General features: G+C 70.3%; 16 protein-coding genes. 3 read left to right on the forward strand and 13 right to left on the reverse strand.

Annotated features, from left to right (window positions below; genetic code table 11):
* Positions 1 to 95: 95 nt before the first annotated feature.
* From ABZ532_RS17655 to ABZ532_RS17675, 5 genes are all read right to left on the reverse strand, one after another.
* Positions 96 to 1,763, reverse strand: a complete 1,668-nt coding sequence (locus tag ABZ532_RS17655) for a uroporphyrinogen-III synthase (RefSeq protein WP_361283640.1) — start codon at positions 1,761 to 1,763, stop codon at positions 96 to 98.
* Positions 1,760 to 2,728: a hydroxymethylbilane synthase gene (hemC, locus tag ABZ532_RS17660; protein ID WP_361283643.1), complete on the reverse strand. Its 969-nt coding sequence runs from the start codon at positions 2,726 to 2,728 to the stop codon at positions 1,760 to 1,762. Before hemC ends, ABZ532_RS17655 begins: the two co-directional genes overlap by 4 nt.
* Positions 2,725 to 4,095, reverse strand: a complete 1,371-nt coding sequence (locus ABZ532_RS17665) for a glutamyl-tRNA reductase (protein ID WP_361283647.1) — start codon at positions 4,093 to 4,095, stop codon at positions 2,725 to 2,727. Before ABZ532_RS17665 ends, hemC begins: the two co-directional genes overlap by 4 nt.
* Positions 4,092 to 4,958 (reverse strand): redox-sensing transcriptional repressor Rex, encoded by an 867-nt coding sequence (locus ABZ532_RS17670; RefSeq protein ID WP_361283650.1) that lies wholly within the window; start codon positions 4,956 to 4,958, stop codon positions 4,092 to 4,094. Before ABZ532_RS17670 ends, ABZ532_RS17665 begins: the two co-directional genes overlap by 4 nt.
* Positions 4,959 to 5,232: 274 nt before the next feature.
* A complete protein-coding gene (locus ABZ532_RS17675; RefSeq protein WP_361283653.1) occupies positions 5,233 to 5,517 on the reverse strand; it encodes a glutaredoxin family protein in 285 nt (94 codons plus the stop codon).
* 186 nt (positions 5,518 to 5,703) lie between these two features.
* Here ABZ532_RS17675 and ABZ532_RS17680 point away from each other — a divergent pair, with 186 nt between their 5' ends.
* The 3 genes from ABZ532_RS17680 to ABZ532_RS17690 all read left to right on the forward strand — a co-directional run bounded on the left by ABZ532_RS17680 (position 5,704) and on the right by ABZ532_RS17690 (position 9,554).
* Complete coding sequence (locus ABZ532_RS17680) at positions 5,704 to 6,651, forward strand: HAD-IB family hydrolase (protein WP_361283656.1); 948 nt, start codon at positions 5,704 to 5,706, stop codon at positions 6,649 to 6,651.
* A 534-nt stretch (positions 6,652 to 7,185) separates the two neighbouring features.
* Positions 7,186 to 8,019: an ECF subfamily RNA polymerase sigma factor, BldN family gene (locus tag ABZ532_RS17685; protein ID WP_361283659.1), complete on the forward strand. Its 834-nt coding sequence runs from the start codon at positions 7,186 to 7,188 to the stop codon at positions 8,017 to 8,019.
* Between the two features lie 308 nt (positions 8,020 to 8,327).
* Positions 8,328 to 9,554 carry a DUF5667 domain-containing protein gene (locus ABZ532_RS17690; protein ID WP_361283662.1) on the forward strand — a complete coding sequence of 409 codons (1,227 nt, stop codon included), beginning with the start codon at positions 8,328 to 8,330 and terminating at the stop codon, positions 9,552 to 9,554.
* A gap of 84 nt (positions 9,555 to 9,638) precedes the next feature.
* Here ABZ532_RS17690 and ABZ532_RS17695 read toward each other — a convergent pair whose 3' ends face one another.
* The 8 genes from ABZ532_RS17695 to ABZ532_RS17730 form a co-directional block, all read right to left on the reverse strand.
* Entirely contained in the window at positions 9,639 to 10,778 is a 1,140-nt protein-coding gene (locus tag ABZ532_RS17695) for a lysophospholipid acyltransferase family protein (protein ID WP_361283665.1), read from the reverse strand.
* A 75-nt stretch (positions 10,779 to 10,853) separates the two neighbouring features.
* Positions 10,854 to 11,909 carry an NAD-dependent epimerase/dehydratase family protein gene (locus tag ABZ532_RS17700; protein ID WP_361283668.1) on the reverse strand — a complete coding sequence of 352 codons (1,056 nt, stop codon included), beginning with the start codon at positions 11,907 to 11,909 and terminating at the stop codon, positions 10,854 to 10,856.
* Between the two features lie 258 nt (positions 11,910 to 12,167).
* Positions 12,168 to 12,266 carry an AURKAIP1/COX24 domain-containing protein gene (locus tag ABZ532_RS17705; RefSeq protein ID WP_003948845.1) on the reverse strand — a complete coding sequence of 33 codons (99 nt, stop codon included), beginning with the start codon at positions 12,264 to 12,266 and terminating at the stop codon, positions 12,168 to 12,170.
* A 110-nt stretch (positions 12,267 to 12,376) separates the two neighbouring features.
* A complete protein-coding gene (locus ABZ532_RS17710; protein ID WP_158687078.1) occupies positions 12,377 to 12,586 on the reverse strand; it encodes a helix-turn-helix domain-containing protein in 210 nt (69 codons plus the stop codon).
* 128 nt (positions 12,587 to 12,714) lie between these two features.
* A complete protein-coding gene (locus ABZ532_RS17715; RefSeq protein ID WP_361283671.1) occupies positions 12,715 to 13,530 on the reverse strand; it encodes a phosphatase in 816 nt (271 codons plus the stop codon).
* A 148-nt stretch (positions 13,531 to 13,678) separates the two neighbouring features.
* The gene (locus tag ABZ532_RS17720) at positions 13,679 to 14,854 is read right to left on the reverse strand and encodes an acetoin utilization protein AcuC (protein WP_361283674.1); all 1,176 of its coding nucleotides are present in this window, start codon (positions 14,852 to 14,854) and stop codon (positions 13,679 to 13,681) included.
* Positions 14,805 to 16,037 carry an MFS transporter gene (locus tag ABZ532_RS17725; protein ID WP_361283677.1) on the reverse strand — a complete coding sequence of 411 codons (1,233 nt, stop codon included), beginning with the start codon at positions 16,035 to 16,037 and terminating at the stop codon, positions 14,805 to 14,807. Before ABZ532_RS17725 ends, ABZ532_RS17720 begins: the two co-directional genes overlap by 50 nt.
* Positions 16,038 to 16,080: 43 nt before the next feature.
* Positions 16,081 to 16,725, reverse strand: a complete 645-nt coding sequence (locus ABZ532_RS17730; RefSeq protein ID WP_361283680.1) for an HAD family hydrolase — start codon at positions 16,723 to 16,725, stop codon at positions 16,081 to 16,083.
* Between the last annotated feature and the right edge of the window lie 190 nt (positions 16,726 to 16,915).

The following is a 16,915-nucleotide window of genomic DNA, read 5'->3' on the forward strand; positions in this document are numbered from 1 at the left end:
CCCTGTCGGCCGCGCACCGCAGGAACGACGAAAGGGGTCACGGGGAGCGCTCCCCGTGACCCCTCAGGTCACTCAACTCATGTCGTACGGCGCACTCACGTCGTACGGCGCCGCCGCGCACCCGGCCGCCGCTCGCTCGGCCGGGTCACCGGGTCACCGGCCTCCAGGGCGGCCTCCCGCCGTCTGGCGCCGAACTGCGCCAGCGCCTCCGCCAGCTTGTGCACCGAAGGCTCCGGCGACAGCACGTCCACCCGCAGCCCGTGCTCCTCCGCGGTCTTCGCGGTCGCCGGGCCGATACACGCGATCACGGTCACGTTGTGCGGCTTCCCGGCGATGCCCACCAGGTTGCGCACCGTCGATGAGGACGTGAAGAGCACGGCGTCGAAACCGCCGCCCTTGATCGCCTCTCGGGTCTCCGCCGGCGGCGGCGACGCACGCACGGTGCGGTAGGCCGTGACGTCGTCGACCTCCCAGCCGAGCTCGATGAGACCGGCGACCAGCGTCTCCGTGGCGATGTCCGCCCGCGGCAGGAACACCCGGTCGATCGGGTCGAAGACCGGGTCGTACGGCGGCCAGTCCTCGAGCAGTCCCGCGGCCGACTGCTCACCGCTGGGTACCAGGTCAGGCTTGACGCCGAACTCGACCAGGGAGCGGGCGGTCTGCTCGCCCACCGCGGCCACCTTGATCCCGGCGAAGGCGCGGGCGTCGAGCCCGTACTCCTCGAACTTCTCGCGCACCGCCTTGACGGCGTTGACGCTGGTGAAGGCGATCCACTCGTAGCGCCCGGTCACCAGGCCCTTGACGGCGCGCTCCATCTGCTGGGGCGTACGCGGCGGCTCGACGGCGATCGTCGGCACCTCGTGCGGCACGGCGCCGTACGAACGCAGCTGGTCGGAGAGCGAGGCCGCCTGCTCCTTGGTGCGCGGTACGAGGACCCGCCAGCCGAACAGCGGCTTGGACTCGAACCACGAGAGCTGCTCACGCTGAGCCGGGGCACTGCGCTCGCCGACCACGGCTATGACCGGCCGGTGCCCCTCGGGCGACGGGAGCACCTTGCCCTGCTTGAACACCTGGGCGATGGTGCCGAGCGTCGCGGTCCACGTCCGCTGGCGCGTGGTCGTACCGGCCACGGTCACCGTCAGCGGGGTGTCGGGCTTGCGCCCGGCGGCGACCAGCTCACCAGCGGCGGCGGCCACCGCGTCCAGCGAGGTGGACACGACCACGGTCCCGTCCGACGCGCCGACCTCGGTCCAGCAGCGCTCGCCGGCCGTGCGCGCGTCGATGAAGCGCACATCGGCGCCCTGCCCGTCGCGCAGCGGCACACCCGCGTAGGCGGGCACGCCCACGGCGGTGGCGACACCGGGCACGACCTCGAACGGGATGCCCTCGGCGGCGCAGGCGAGCATCTCCTGGCCGGCGTTTCCGTCGAGCCCGGGGTCACCGCCCACCGCACGCACGACCCGCTTGCCGCCCCGTGCGGCCTCCATGACAAGATTGGCCGCATCCCTCAACACAGGGACGTCGACGGCTGTTGACGCCTCGTCAACAATCGTCAGCTCCGGCGTGCTCACGCCTGCCCGCGCATGGCCGCGAACGACCTCGAGGACATCGGGCTCGGCGATCAGCACGTCCGCGCCCGCCAGCGCCTCGACGGCGCGCAGCGTCAGCAGCCCCGGGTCACCGGGACCGGCGCCGAGGAAGGTGACATGCCCCCGTGCGAAGAACGCCGACGAGGCGGATGTGGCAGTGGTGGTGGGGCTCAAAGTGCTCGCTCCCCCATAAGACCGGCCGCACCCTTGGCAAGCATCTCGTCCGCGAGTTCGCGGCCGAGGGCAACTGCCGCGTCATGCGACGTAGGTACGGGACCGGTGGTGGACAACTGCACCAGCGTCGAGCCGTCGGTGGTACCGACGACACCGCGCAGGCGCAGTTCATGAACATCCGCTGCGTCGGCCGGCAGGTCGGCGAGCGCCCCCACGGGTGCGCTGCAGCCGGCCTCCAGGGCGGCGAGCAGGGAACGCTCGGCGGTCACGGCGACCCGGGTGTGCGGGTCGTCGAGTCCGGCGAGCGCGGCGATCAGGTCGGAGTTCCCCGTAAGGCACTCGACCGCCAGAGCCCCCTGGCCGGGGGCGGGCAGCACCGCGTCGACCGACAGGAAGTCGGTCACCTCGTCGATCCTGCCGATACGGTTCAGCCCGGCCGCGGCAAGCACCACGGCGTCGAGCTCCCCGCTTCGTACGTATCCGATACGGGTGTCGACGTTCCCCCGGATCGGCACGGTCTCGATCTCCAGCCCGAGCGCCCGCGCATGGGCGTTGAGCTGGGCCATCCGCCGCGGCGAGCCGGTGCCGACCCGGGCGCCGTTCGGCAGCCGGTCGAACGTCAGCCCGTCCCGTGCGACCAGCACATCGCGCGGGTCCTCGCGGAGCGGGATCGCGGCCAGCGTCAGATCCTCGGGCTGCGCGGTCGGCAGATCCTTCAGCGAGTGCACCGCGAAGTCCACCTCGCCCGCGAGCAGCGCGTCACGCAGCGCGGTGACGAACACTCCGGTGCCACCGATCTGTGCGAGGTGCTCACGGGACGTGTCGCCGTACGTGGTGATCTCCACGAGCTCCACAGGGCGTCCGGTCAGCCGGGTCACCGCCTCCGCCACATGCCCGGACTGGGCCATGGCGAGCTTGCTGCGCCTGGTCCCCAGCCTCAAAGCCTTCTCGGCCCTCTCGGTCATACTCGCCCTCGGTTCTTGACGTTGGCGTCGTTCAGGTCGGCCCGGCTGACGGCGGCGACCGTCTCCGGGTCGAGGTCGAAGAGTGTGCGCAGTGCGTCCGCGTACCCGGCGCCGCCGGGCTCGGCGGCGAGCTCCTTGATCCGCACGGTGGGTGCGTGCAGCAGCTTGTCGACGACGCGGCGCACGGTCTGGGCGACCTCGGCGCGCTGCCGCTCGTCCAGATCGGGCAGCCTGCCCTCGAGCCGGGCGACCTCGCCTGCGACCACATCGGCCGCCATGGCGCGCAACGCGACGACGGTCGGGGTGATGTGGGCCGCACGCTGGGCCGCGCCGAACGCGGCGACCTCGTCGGAGACGATCGTGCGCACCTGGTCGACATCGGCGGCCATCGGGGCGTCCGCCGACGCCTCGGCGAGCGACTCGATGTCCACGAGCCGGACGCCGTCGAGGCGGTGCACGGCAGCGTCGATATCACGGGGCATGGCGAGGTCGAGCAGCGCGAGGGGCGCCTCGGCACCGTCTGCCTCGCGGCTCTTCAGCGCGGTCTCGACCGCGCCCACGCCCAGCACCAGACCGGTGGCCCCGGTGCAGGAGACGACGACATCGGCACGTGTCAGTTCTTCACCGGCCGCTTCCATGCCGACGGCACGGGCGCGTACGCCCGTGCCACCCGGCTCGGTCAGGATCTGCACGAGCCGCTCGGCACGCTCAGGCGTGCGGTTGGACACGACCACCTCGGAGACGCCAACCCGCGCGAGCGTGGCGGCGGCCAGCGAGGACATCGAACCGGCGCCGATGACCAGGGCGCGCTTGCCCCTGGCCCAGGTGTCGACCGGGGCGCCCTGGGCGAGCTGTTCGAGCCCGAAGGTGACGAGCGACTGGCCCGCCTGGTCGATCCCGGTCTCGCTGTGGGCGCGCTTGCCGACCCGCAGCGACTGCTGAAACAGGTCGTTCAGCAGCCGGCCCGCGGTGTGCAGCTCCTGGCCCAGCGCGAGGGCGTCCTTGATCTGGCCGAGGATCTGACCCTCGCCGATCACCATCGAGTCGAGCCCGCAGGCCACCGAGAAGAGGTGGTGGACGGCCCGGTCCTCGTAGTGCACGTACAGATAAGGGGTCAGCTCTTCCAGGCCGACGCCGCTGTGCCGGGCGAGCAGGGTGGACAGCTCGGCGACACCGGCGTGGAACTTGTCGACGTCCGCGTAGAGCTCGATGCGGTTGCAGGTGGCGAGCACGGACGCCTCGGCCGCGGGCTCCGCGGCGAGGGTGTCCTGGAGCAGCTTGGCCTGTGTGTCCGCGGCCAGCGAGGCACGCTCCAGCACGCTGACCGGAGCGCTGCGGTGACTGAGTCCGACGACCAGGAGGCTCATGCCGGCATCACGGCGGGGACATCCCCGTCGGGCCCTTTCCGGCCTGAGCCGGTGCCGGAGGCGCTGACCGGCGCGGTGGCTTCGGTGTCCTCCGCCTCGGCCTCGGCCTCAGGGACATCCGCGGCAGCCGTTGCCACCGTCGCGGTCGTCTCGCGAGCGGCCGTCTGCGGTACGGCGGCGGGGGTCTCGCCCTCCGCCTCCTCACCGGCCTTGCGCTGCTCGTGGAACGCGAGGATCTGGAGCTCGATAGAGAGGTCGACCTTGCGTACGTCGACGCCGTCCGGCACCGAGAGCACCGTGGGCGCGAAGTTGAGGATGGACGTGACGCCCGCGGCGACCAGCCGGTCGCACACCGGCTGGGCGGCACCGGCGGGGGTCGCGATGACCCCGATGGAGACGCCGTTGTCCGAGATGATCTTCTCCAGCTCGTCCGTGTGCTGGACGGGGATCCCGGCGACCGGCTTCCCGGCCATCGCCGGGTCGGCGTCGATCAGCGCGGCCACCCGGAAGCCACGGGAGGCGAAGCCGCCGTAGTTGGCGAGGGCGGCGCCGAGATTACCGATACCGACGATCACGACCGGCCAGTCCTGCGTGAGGCCGAGCTCACGGGAGATCTGGTAGACGAGGTACTCCACGTCATAGCCGACACCGCGAGTCCCGTACGAGCCGAGGTACGAGAAGTCCTTCCGCAGCTTCGCGGAGTTCACCCCGGCCGCGGCCGCGAGCTCTTCCGAGGAAACCGTGGGCACGGAGCGCTCCGACAGCGCGGTCAGTGCGCGCAGGTACAGCGGAAGCCGGGCGACGGTGGCCTCGGGAATTCCTCGGCTACGGGTCGCCGGTCGGTGAGTTCGGCCAGTTGCCACGGTGCTCCTGCGGGATGAGCGAGGCTGTAGGCGGCCGTATGTCCCAGGACCGCCCCGTCGAATGCAGGCTATGTCTTTGTGAACGCGTGCACAAAGATGGTGTCCGCTTTGTCCGACCAAAGTGACCGGGGTCACGCGAGCTGATCGCGGGATTCCGGAACCACTCGGCGGGCCCGGTCGTGGAAAACCCGAAGGGGGCACTGCGCTCCACGCTCCTTACGCCCACGCCCCCGAGACACCGGCAAAACGCCCACGATGGTAACCGCCTTTCGGGTCATCCCCCCAGCTCACGGCGGAGCCGGTCCGGGTCCACGCGCCAGAACGTGTGCTGCTCGCCATCCACCAGCACCACCGGGATCTGCTCCCAGTACGCCTGGTGCAGCTCCTCGTCGCGCGTGATGTCCTTCTCCTCCCATGCGGCGCCGGTCTCCGCACAGACCTGTTCGACCACGGCCCGGGCGTCATCACAGAGGCGGCATCCCGGCTTACCGATCAGGGTCACGACCCTTTCGCCGGGCTTCTTCTTCGTGTGCTTGGTGCGCCGCAGGAGAGGACTCATGCCCCCCATTCTCCGCCCCGGCCCTCTACTCCCGGTCGCGCTCGCGGCCGTGGTTCCGGTCACGCTTCCAGCCGCGCGCCCCCGGATCGTGACGGTGATCGCGCTTAACAATCCGGCTACCGAGAGTTCACGCCATGGCATCCCCGCGAGTCGGGAAGTACCGGACCGACTGGCTATGCTCACGCCATGGCCGCACTGGGATGGCTCACCCCCCGTAGGCGCTCCGCCACCGCGCGGAGCGTCCTCGCAGGCGAGGCCGCCGCCGAGGCTGCCCGCAAGACCTCGCAGCAGCTCGCCGCGGATGCCGAGGCCGGGGAGCGCGAGGAGACCGGGCAGCGGGAGCCGGACTTCCCGGTCGCCGGAGACTCCCTCGCAGCGGCGTTCTTCGATCTGGACAACACCGTCATGCAGGGCGCCGCGATCTTCCACTTCGGCAGGGGCCTCTACAAGCGGAAGTTCTTCCAGCGTCGCGAGCTGGCCAGGTTCGCCTGGCAGCAGGCGTGGTTCCGGATCGCCGGGGTCGAGGACCCGGAGCACATGCAGGACGTGCGCGAGTCCGCGCTGTCGATCGTCCAGGGCCACCGGGTCTCGGAACTGATGTCGATCGGCGAGGAGATCTACGACGAGTACATGGCCGACCGCATCTGGCCCGGCACCCGTGCGCTCGCCCAGGCGCACCTCGACGCCGGCCAGAAGGTGTGGCTCGTCACCGCGGCCCCTGTGGAGACGGCGACGATCATCGCCCGGCGGCTCGGGCTGACGGGCGCGCTCGGCACGGTCGCCGAGTCCGTCGGGGGCGTCTACACCGGCAAGCTGGTCGGCGAGCCGCTGCACGGCCCCGCGAAGGCCGAGGCGGTACGCGCGCTGGCCGCGGCCGAGGGCCTGGACCTGGCCCGCTGCGCCGCGTACAGCGACTCGCACAACGACATCCCGATGCTCTCGCTGGTCGGCCATCCGTACGCGATCAACCCCGACACCAAACTGCGCAAGTACGCGCGCGAGCGCGACTGGCGGCTGCGTGACTACCGCACGGGCCGCAAGGCGGCGAAGGTCGGCATTCCGGCGGCGGCCGGCGTGGGCGCACTGGCGGGCGGCACGGCGGCGGCCGTCGCACTGCACCGCCGACGCCGCTGAGGCGCCCGACGCACACCCACCCCCATCCCGTACCCGCGCCCACCCGCGCTCGTATCCGAACAGTTCCGGACGGATCCACGCAGTCCTGAGCCACGTGCTGCCCGCTTGCGTCCGCGCCCGCTCACATGTGCGCACATGTGCGCGAATTCCTGCGGGTTCGCCCGCATTCCCTCGACACCGCGATTCCCACGGAGACCACGCCGAAAGCGACCGCCGCCCGGTGCCCGGCGCGCCGCATTCCGTCACGCGCCCCACCCACGCCCGTGGCCAGTCACGTTGCGGGCACACGAACACAACCCGTGACGCATGGAAGCAGATCTCGAAGCGTTTCGATCAGCAACCGATCACAATCTGCTACTTCATCCGTCGCTTTGCGGTAACAGAAGCGACGGAATCGATGATTTGAGCAACTGGGTGTAATGCTGCCTGTACGAAGCGTTATTCTCCTCAGACGCATTAAGGACCCCACACGTCGTCATGACGAGTGAACGGTCCCGCACTGCACGTGATGGAAGCTCTGCCTCTGGGAGTCCCGTGTACCCACACGTCGGGGTTGACGCCTCGGGCCTGGCTACGCTGCGCGCAACGGTCGCCGACCACCTGCGCGGCTTCGTCCCCACCGCGTACGCCGTCCCCGCCTTCGCCACGCCGAGCTCGGCCGCCCTCGGCCCTGCCGGCCCCTGCCACGCCCTCACAGGAGGCATCGAGAAGGGGCTGACGCGTAGCGGTGTCGTCGACGGGTCCGGCGACGGACGTGAGCTCGCCAGAAGGAGCGGTCGCGGCGCCTCGGCCACCGCCCGCCGCCCCAGCGCGGACAGCGACAGCGCCCGCATGATGGATCTCGTCGAGCGTGCCCAGGCGGGCGAGGCGGAAGCCTTCGGCCGGCTCTACGACCAGTACAGCGACACGGTCTACCGCTACATCTACTACCGCGTCGGCGGTAAGGCGACAGCGGAGGACCTCACCAGCGAGACGTTCCTGCGCGCCCTGCGCCGCATCTCCACCTTCACCTGGCAGGGCCGGGACTTCGGCGCCTGGCTGGTCACCATCGCCCGAAATCTGGTCGCCGATCACTTCAAGTCGAGCCGTTTCCGACTGGAAGTGACCACCGGAGAGATGCTCGACGCCAACGAGGTCGAGCGCAGCCCCGAGGACTCGGTGCTCGAGTCACTCTCGAACGCCGCACTGCTCGAGGCCGTGCGCAAGCTCAACCCGCAGCAGCAGGAGTGCGTCACTCTGCGCTTCCTCCAGGGCCTCTCGGTGGCCGAGACCGCGCGGGTGATGGGCAAGAACGAAGGTGCGATCAAGACGCTCCAGTACCGGGCCGTCCGCACCCTGGCCCGGCTGCTCCCCGAAGATGCCCGCTGACCTCCCGGTCGCGGAGATCGCACCGGCTCGCCCCGCCTCATACCTCCCCCCATGCACAGCGCACACGCACCAGCCCCCCACGCCATCCCGTCCCTTCAACTCACCACCCGTGAGCGGCTGATGACGCACTGGTCCGATCATCCTTCGCGCGTAACCCAACTGCCGAGCCGCTCGTTGTGCGGAATGCAGACTCCCTGCGGTCACGTCACGCCCGCGGCCACTCACTCTTTCGTGTGGATGCGCTCAAGGTGTGCAACCTTCCGGACCCCCCGGGGAGTCGACCGTCATGACGAGAGGAGGTGCCGCCAGTGATCGCGAACGTTTCGGCACACCGGCGGGCGAACGCCTTCGCCCAGACCCTGGAGGATCAGACACTCCTGGGCACGGCGGCCGAACAGCCCGATGATCCGGCCGAACCGGCCGAGGCGACAAGGCTGTTGGCCCTGGCGAACGGCCTCGGCACACTGCCGAAGCCCGAGTTCGATCCCGAGGTCAAGGTGGTGCAGCGAGCCCAGCTCGTCGCCGCCATGGAAGCCATGCTCCTGGAGGGCACGGCCCGTGAAGGAGGTGTGCCCGGAAGCCCTGCCTTCCCGGGTCAGCGAAGCTCCGGCCGCGGCGCCCACCGGGCATCCCCACTCCGGAAGCTGAAGCCACGCTCGCGCTGGTCCAAGGGCCTTGCAGCGGGTGGTCTCACCGTCGGAGTCGCCGCAGGCGCCTTCAGCGGGGTGGCCGCCGCCAGCTCCGACGCCCTCCCCGGAGACTCGCTCTACGGGCTGAAGCGGGGCATGGAGGACTTCAAGCTGGGGATGGCCGACGAAGATGCCGATCGCGGCAGCATCTACCTCGACCAGGCGTCCACCCGGCTGAGCGAGGCCCGTCGGCTGATGGAGCGAGGCCGGACCGGAGAGCTGGACCACGAGTCGTTGGGCGAGGTCAGGCGTGCCCTGACCGGTATGCGTCACGACGCCACGGAAGGCCACCGCCTGCTCCACCAGGCATATGAGCGGGATGGCGCACTCGGCCCGATCGCGACCCTGTCCTCGTTCTCCCGCTCCCACCGTGAGGCGTGGAACGGACTGCGCGAGCGCCTCCCGGTCCAGCTCTATGACGTCGGCGACGAGGTGAACTCGGTCTTCGACGCCATAGACCAAGAGGTCGGACCGCTCCAGTCGCTGCTCCCCCGCTCTCCCGAGCAGGGGACCACGGGGCCGCAGCGCAGCGGAGCGAGTCCGGAGCACTCAGGGAGCTCGACGGGTTCGGCCGGCACGGGCCAGTCCTCGCCCTCCTCGCCCACCATGGGTCAGGGGCAGGACGGCAAACAGCCCCTTCCCTCGGGTCCGAGCTCCTCGCAGGACGACGGCGGCCTGCTCGACGGCGGCACGGGCGATCTGCTCGACCCGCCACAGGACGGCATGGCCCCGTCCTTCCCCTCTGGTGCCAATCCGACGCCACCCATGCCGGATGTCACCATCCCGCCGCTGCTGCCCGGTCTGCTGCCGGACCTCGGCCTCGACGCCGAAGACGACATCGGCTGACCGGTGAGGGGGTGAGGCCCATGGGCCTCACCCCCTCACTCGTGTGGCTCTCGTCGCAGGACCCCGGAAGAGCCGGAAGAAGACTCAGAAGAAGACGGAGCGGCGCTGCACCAGCAGCTTGTAGAGCGTGTGCTGGATCTGCTCCCGCACCTGGTCGGTCAGGTTGAACATCAGCATCGGGTCCTCCGCCGCCTCCGGTGGATAGCCATCGGTGGCGATCGGCTCCCCGAACTGGATGGTCCACTTCGTCGGCAGCGGCACCGCCCCCAGCGGCCCCAACCAGGGGAAGGTGGGCGTCAGCGGGAAGTACGGGAAACCCAGCAGCCGCGCCAGCGTCTTCGCGTTGCCGATCATCGGGTAGATCTCCTCCGCCCCGACGATCGAGCAGGGCACGATCGGCACGCCCGCCCGCAGCGCCGTGGAGACGAAACCGCCCCGCCCGAACCGCTGGAGCTTGTAGCGGTCGCTGAAGGGCTTCCCGATGCCCTTGAAGCCCTCGGGCATCACCCCGACGACCTCGCCCTGCCGCAGCAGCCGTTCCGCGTCCTCCGTGCACGCCAGCGTATGCCCGGCCTTGCGCGCCAGTTCGTTTATCACCGGCAGCATGAACACCAGATCCGCGGCCAGCAGCCGCAGATGCCGGTCCGCGGGGTGGTTGTCGTGCACCGCCACCTGCATCATCAGCCCGTCGAGCGGCAGCGTGCCGGAGTGGTTGGCCACCACGAGCGCCCCGCCGCGCGACGGGATGTTCTCGATGCCCTTCACCTCGACCCGGAAGTACTTCTCGTACAGCGGTCGTACGAGCGACATCAGCACCTGGTCGGTGAGTTCCTTGTCGTAGCCGAACTCGTCGACCTCGTAGTCCCCGGTGAGCCTGCGCCGCAGAAACGCCAGTCCGCCCGCGACACGGCGGTCCCAGCCGCCGGGGCCTCCGGCCGGGGCTTCCCCCGTACGACCCGTCTCCGGCCCCCTCGTGGTCGTTCCCGGGCGCGGGGTGGTGGTGCCGTTCACAGAGCCTGTGGTGCCCGCCGCGCCCGTGACGCCTCCCGCCGTGGGCTTCCCCTCCGACTGCCCCGGTACCGCCCCGGTCGGCACCTCGCGCATCGGGACCGACTCGGCGGGTGGCCTACGCCGGCCTGCCCCGGGACGCCGCCGCACCGGGCGTTGCGACGCGCCCGTGCGTGACCGGTCGTCGTCGAACGGAATGACCTTGGCGTCCGCCATCGTTGACTGCGCTCCTCATCTGGCGCTATCCGGTTGTCTGCGCGCCGTCCGGCGCTACGGGGTCCGGCTCCGGTGCTACGGGGCCGCCGTGGCCGTGCGGCCCGCCACCACCGGCAGCGCGGCAATCCGGTCCACGGCCCTGGCCACGCTCTCGGGCGGCAGGAGCCCGGGCGCCCGGCTGCCGGCGAACTCCGCGAAGGCCTCCGCCGTCGTGTAGGCGGGGGTGAAGCCGAGTGTCTCGCGCATCTGCACGGTGCTCACCACCCGGCCATGGGTGAGCAGTCGGATCTGCTCGGGGGAGAAGTCGGTGACACCGACGGTGCGTAGCGCCGAGCCGACCCAGGTGACGGCCGGCAGCAGCACGGGCACCGTGGGACGCCCCAGCCGCCGCGAACACTGCGACAGCAGCAGAACACCGTCGCCCGCGATGTTGAAGGTGCCGCTGTTGAGCGTGCCTCGCCGCGGCTCGTGGGAGGCGATCCTCAGCACCTCGATGACATCGTCCTCGTGCACGAACTGCAGCCGCGGGTCGTACCCGAGGACCGTCGGCAGCACGGGCAGCGAGAAGTAGTCGGCGAGCGGGGAGTCGGCCCGGGGCCCGAGGATGTTCGCGAAGCGCAGCACGCACACCGCCACGTCCGGCCGGCGGCGGGCGAAGCCCCGGACGTACCCCTCGACCTCCACGGCGTCCTTGGCGAAGCCACCGCTCGGCAGCGCCTTGGCAGGGGTGGTCTCGGTGAACACCGCCGGGTCCCGGGGCGCGGAGCCGTACACGCTCGTGCTGGACTTCACGACCAGGCGCTTGACGGTCGGGGATTTCTGGCAGGCACCCAGCAGCTGCATGGTGCCGATGACATTGGTCTCCTTGACCACGGCTCTGCCGCCCGAGCCCAGGGGTGTCCCCGTGACGTCCATATGGACGACCGTGTCGACTCCGTGCTCGGCGAGCACCCGCGCTATCGCGGGCTGGCGGATGTCCGCGCGGACGAAGTCGGCCCCGCCGAGAGGATGCTCGGGCGTCACCGCGTCCACACCGACCACCCGATCGACTTCCGGGTCCCGCTGGATGCGTCGTACGAACCGGCCCCCAAGCTGCCGGGCCACACCGGTGACGAGCACGACCTTGCCCAAGATCAGCGCCTTCCGTTCGCTTCTCCCCTACACGTCACCGTAGCGGGTTGATGTTGCGCTGTGATGACCGCGAGCCAGTCTCCACGGCTCATTGCCCCCAACGCCGTACGACGCACCGCAGGCCGGGCGGCGCCCCGGGACGCACACCGAAGGCACGGAACGTATACGCGCGCCATGGAGTGCTACACGAGCCACGAACGCACCGCGGCCCTCCCACCAGGTCGGTGGAAGGGCCGCGAATACACGGACAGCCGTCGCTTACTTCTTGTTGCGACGCTGCACGCGCGTGCGCTTGAGCAGCTTGCGGTGCTTCTTCTTAGCCATCCGCTTGCGCCGCTTCTTGATAACAGAGCCCACGACTACCCTCGCTCACTTCTTCTCACTCGGTGCGGGGCGTCTGGGCCCACACGACCTACGTCGGCCTAGCCTACCGGCCCCAGCACCGCGCTTGTGACCGAGGGGGCATCTCAGGCCGATTCGACCCCCACAAAGGACTCGCGGAGATACTCGTGAACCGCTTGCTCCGGCACCCGGAAAGACCTCCCCACCCTGATGGCCGGCAGATGACCGCTGTGCACCAGCCGGTACACCGTCATCTTCGACACCCTCATCACCGAGGCGACTTCCGCCACGGTCAGAAACTTGACCTCGTTGAGAGGCCTTTCGCCAGCAGCCATGACCCACCTGTACCTTCCGCACACGACGCCCACCGGCTTCCCCTCCGGTGACTCTTCGTCGCGGTGCGCTCACTCCCCAGACTAGGGGCGGGTGGTGCGAGTGGGGAAGAGGAGCAGCCATCGGCCGTTTACTGTGACAGACACGCTCGATTGAGTACATAGCGAGTAAGCGGTCGGTAGTAATCGGACCGCACAGCGTCATCAAGCGGAACGGCGACCGCGATCCGCCCCTCGGCCTCCCCGACGAACAGCGCCGGATCGTCGGTGTCCGCCAGACCGATGGCGGCGAACCCGAGCTGACCTGCGCCGCAGACCCAGCCGTGGTCGCCCACGACCAGCCCGGGAAGCGGCCCCCCGACCTCCGCCAGATGCTCCAGAGCCACCCGAACCGGGAGGGGTGAGTGGGTGTGCGCACCAAGCCCCCGGTCGGCGTCACGCGCCTGCGGTTCCCGCACCAGAGCCACTCCCCGTACGTAGTCGAGGTTGTACGTGCGTACCCCGAACCGGGTCGTTATGTCGACACATCGCCCCTGCGCGGGTGTGAGTACGGGACAGCCCGCCGCCGACAAAGCGTCTGCCAGTTCGACGTAGAACCCGAGGAGACGGTGCGGATGCCCGGTCCCGAACAGCACCGGCGCCCGCTCCCGGGCAGCCTCGGCCAACCGCTCGGCGAAGGCATCGAGACCGCTCAGCGTCCTTTCGGGGTTGATCACATCCGGACCGGAAACCTCGGCAGGGTCGTCCGAGACACCACACTTGTCGGCCATCAGTGCGATCAGATCCCGCTCATCCCATACCCACTCGGGATCGAGTCCGAGCGTCACGCGGGGATCCCGTGCCGCGAACAGCCGGTAGCTGCGCAGACTCTCCTCCCTGGAAGTGGCCACAGGACCCGCGAGCCTCGCCGCTAACAGATGCGCCCGGAGCGCTCCTCTGCTCAACACCCCCCGATGCTCCCGCAGGCCGCGGGGCAGCGCTCGGGATCCCGGGCAAATCCCCACAGTCGGCGTAACGCGCGCGGCATCCTCGGGCGGACCCCGGCCATCAGGGCTCCCGTCCCGGACACGACCCGGGACCCGGAGGGGCGGCCCCCTACGCCAGCAACCCCCGCCGTGGGAACGTGGCCCGCCGCGTCGCCAGCACGGCCTGGTCCAGCCGGTCCGCGGGGTCGTATCCGCTCTCCCACTCACGCCACACCGGCGTGCGCCCGTCCGTCATCCGCCCAGGACCCAACTGCCGTGTCCGGGCGTAGACCTCGTCGCGCCACTCCTGCGGCACCTCCGACTCGGGATCCACCGGTGCGTGCGCCGCGATCCCCACCAGATGCGTCCACGACCGCGGCACCACATCCACCACCGCGTAACCGCCACCGCCGAGCGCGAGCCACCGCGCGTCCTCGACGTACTCGTGGGCCAGGGTGTGGCAGGCCTCCTGTACGAGCCGCTGGGCGTCCAGCGAGACCGCCAGGTGCGCCAGCGGATCCTCGAAGTGGGTGTCCGCCCCGTGCTGGGTCACCAGCACCTGCGGCCGGAAGTCGGCCACCAGCTCGGGCACCACCGCGTGGAACGCCCTGAGCCAACCCTCGTCGCCGGTCCCGGCCGGAAGCGCCAGGTTCACGGCGGACCCCTCGGCCGGCCCTTCCCCGCCCGTCTCCTCGGGCCAGCCCGTGCCCGGGAAAAGCATCCGCGGATGCTCGTGCAGCGAGACCGTGAGCACCCTCGGGTCGTCCCAGAACGTCGCCTGCACCCCGTCCCCGTGGTGCACGTCGACATCCACGTAGGCGACCCGCTCTGCCCCCAGCTCCAGCAGCCGGGCGATGGCGAGCGAGGCGTCGTTGTAGATGCAGAATCCGGACGCCGACCCCGGCATGGCATGGTGGAGGCCACCGGCGAAGTTCACGGCGTGCGCGGCATTCCCGCGCCACACCGCCTCGGCAGCCCCCACGGACTGCCCCGCGATCAGCGCGGACACCTCGTGCATCCCCGCGAAGGCCGGATCGTCCATGGTGCCCAGACCGTAGGCCTGATCGGCGGCCCGGGGGTCCTGGGACGCCGTCCGCACGGCCGTCACATAGTCCTCGCGGTGGACGAGACCCAGAGTCGACGGGCCCGCGGGTTTGGCCGCCACCACGTCGACCGCACGGTCGAGACCGTAGGCCCGCACCAACCCCATGGTCAGTGCGAGCCGTACCGGATCCATCGGGTGGCCGGCTCCGAAGTCATACTTCGTTACCGCCTCGTCCCACATCAACAGTGCGCGGCCGCTCATGAACGCCACCGTATCGGTCGGGCTCAGGCGCGAACGAGCGGGCATACACCAGTGTCACGAGCACCAGCACCATCGGCACGAGCATCGCGCCCCGGTAGTCCCAAGCGTCCCCGAGCGCACCGACCAAGGGCGAGCCGATCAGGAAGCCCACGTAGTTGAAGACGTTCAGCCGGGCGACCGCCACATCACTGGCCCCCGGAAACATCCTTCCGGCGGCGGCGAACGTCTGCGGCACGATCACACACAGCCCGAGCCCGAGCAGCGTGAACCCGGCCAGCCCCGTCCACGCCCCGGGCGCCACCGCGACCACGACGAAGCCCCCGGCCGCCAGCACCGCCCCGCAGCGCACCACAGCCACCGCCCCGAAGCGCCGCACGCCCAGATCCCCCACGGCCCGCCCCAGCAGCGTCGTCAGCATGTAGGCGTTGTACGGGACGGTCGCCAGCTCCTCCGAGCTGCCCAGCACGTCCTGGAGGTACTTGGCGCTCCAGTTGGAGACGGTCGAGTCCCCGATGTACGCGAAGGTCATCACCAGGCACAGCGGCAGCAGCGCCGCAAAGGCCACGGTCGTGCCGCCGCGGTTCCCCGCCTCCCCGTGGCCGGGATCGCCATCGGCCCTCGCGTCCCGGTACCACCGGCTGCCGATGAGTGCCGCCGGCAGCAGCACCGCCACCACCGGCAGATACGACACCACCAGCGGCAGCCCCCAGTGCGCACCGACCCAGGCCAACGAGGCCCCGGCGATGCCCCCCAGGCTGTACGCGGCATGGAACCCGAGCATGATGCTGCGGCCGTACTCCCGCTGCAGGCTGACCCCGAGCATGTTCATGGACGCGTCCAGCGCCCCGACGGCCAGGCCGAACGCTCCCAGCGCGGCGGCCACTTGCCACAGCTCCGTCCCGGCGCCCACGCCCAGCAGGGCGAGCAGCACGACCGGCTGGGACCAGCGCAGCACGATCCCGGGCCACACACGCGCCACGAGCTTCTCCGTGGCCACACTGCCCACTCCGGCCAGGATGGGCACGGCTGCCAGAAATGCGGGCAGCAGCGCGTCGGATATGCCGTAGCGGTCCTGGATGGCGGGTATCCGGGTCACGAGCAGAGCGAAGGTCACACCCTGCACGCAGAAGCTGAGTGCCAGTGAAGCCCGGCCATGCCGTAGCGGCGCATGAGCGATCGTCATGGCCGCACAGCGTAAGCCGCTCAACTACCGCTGGGTAGACAGATCACACAAGCACTCCGGGCAGCTCCGCCATGTCCCCGAAGTACCCCTTGGCCCCGTCGAGCTTGGCGGCCGACGACATCGCGGTGAACCCGTACACATCCATCCCCGCCGCATGGGCGGCGGCCACGCCGAGAGGGCTGTCCTCCACGACGACGCACCGTCCGGGTGCGACGCCCATGCGCTCGGCCGCGTACAGGAACAGATCCGGTGCCGGTTTTCCCCGCCCCACATCCTGAGCGCTGAAGATGTTCCCGTCCCGGAACCAGGCATCGAGCCCGGTCCTGCGATGCCCGACCCGGATCCGCTCATGACTCCCCGACGAGGCCACGCAGAACGGCACCTGTTCGGCCACGAGCTTCTCCAGCACCGCGCCGACACCCGGCACGGCCTGAAGGTCCCGCTCGAACGCGGCGAACGTGCGCGCGTGGAGGGTGTCGTCAAAGTCCGCAGGCAGCCGCTGCCCGGTCCGCTCCCCGACCAGATCGTGGATCCGGTGCACGGCGGATCCCATGTAGTCCCGTATCGACTCCTCGTACGAGGTGGGGTGGCCGAGCTCGGTCAGATACTCGGCGAGAATCGTGTTGGCGATCGGCTCGCTGTCGACGAGCACCCCGTCGTTGTCGAAGATGACCAGGTCATAGCGCATGGATACAGACTAGGAAGGGGCCCGCCGACGGCGCACGGCACCCGTGTCGCCGGCGAGCAGGTCGGCGTGCAGGGCTGTCGATACGCACACACTGGCTCCCCACTGGTCCAGAACGCAGAAATGCCTCAACCCCCAGGCAAGGCCTGGGGGTTGAGGCTAAAAATTGTTCGGCGGTGTCCTACTCTCCCAC

The organism is Streptomyces sp. NPDC019396 (assembly GCF_040632375.1).
GTDB lineage: Bacteria > Actinomycetota > Actinomycetes > Streptomycetales > Streptomycetaceae > Streptomyces.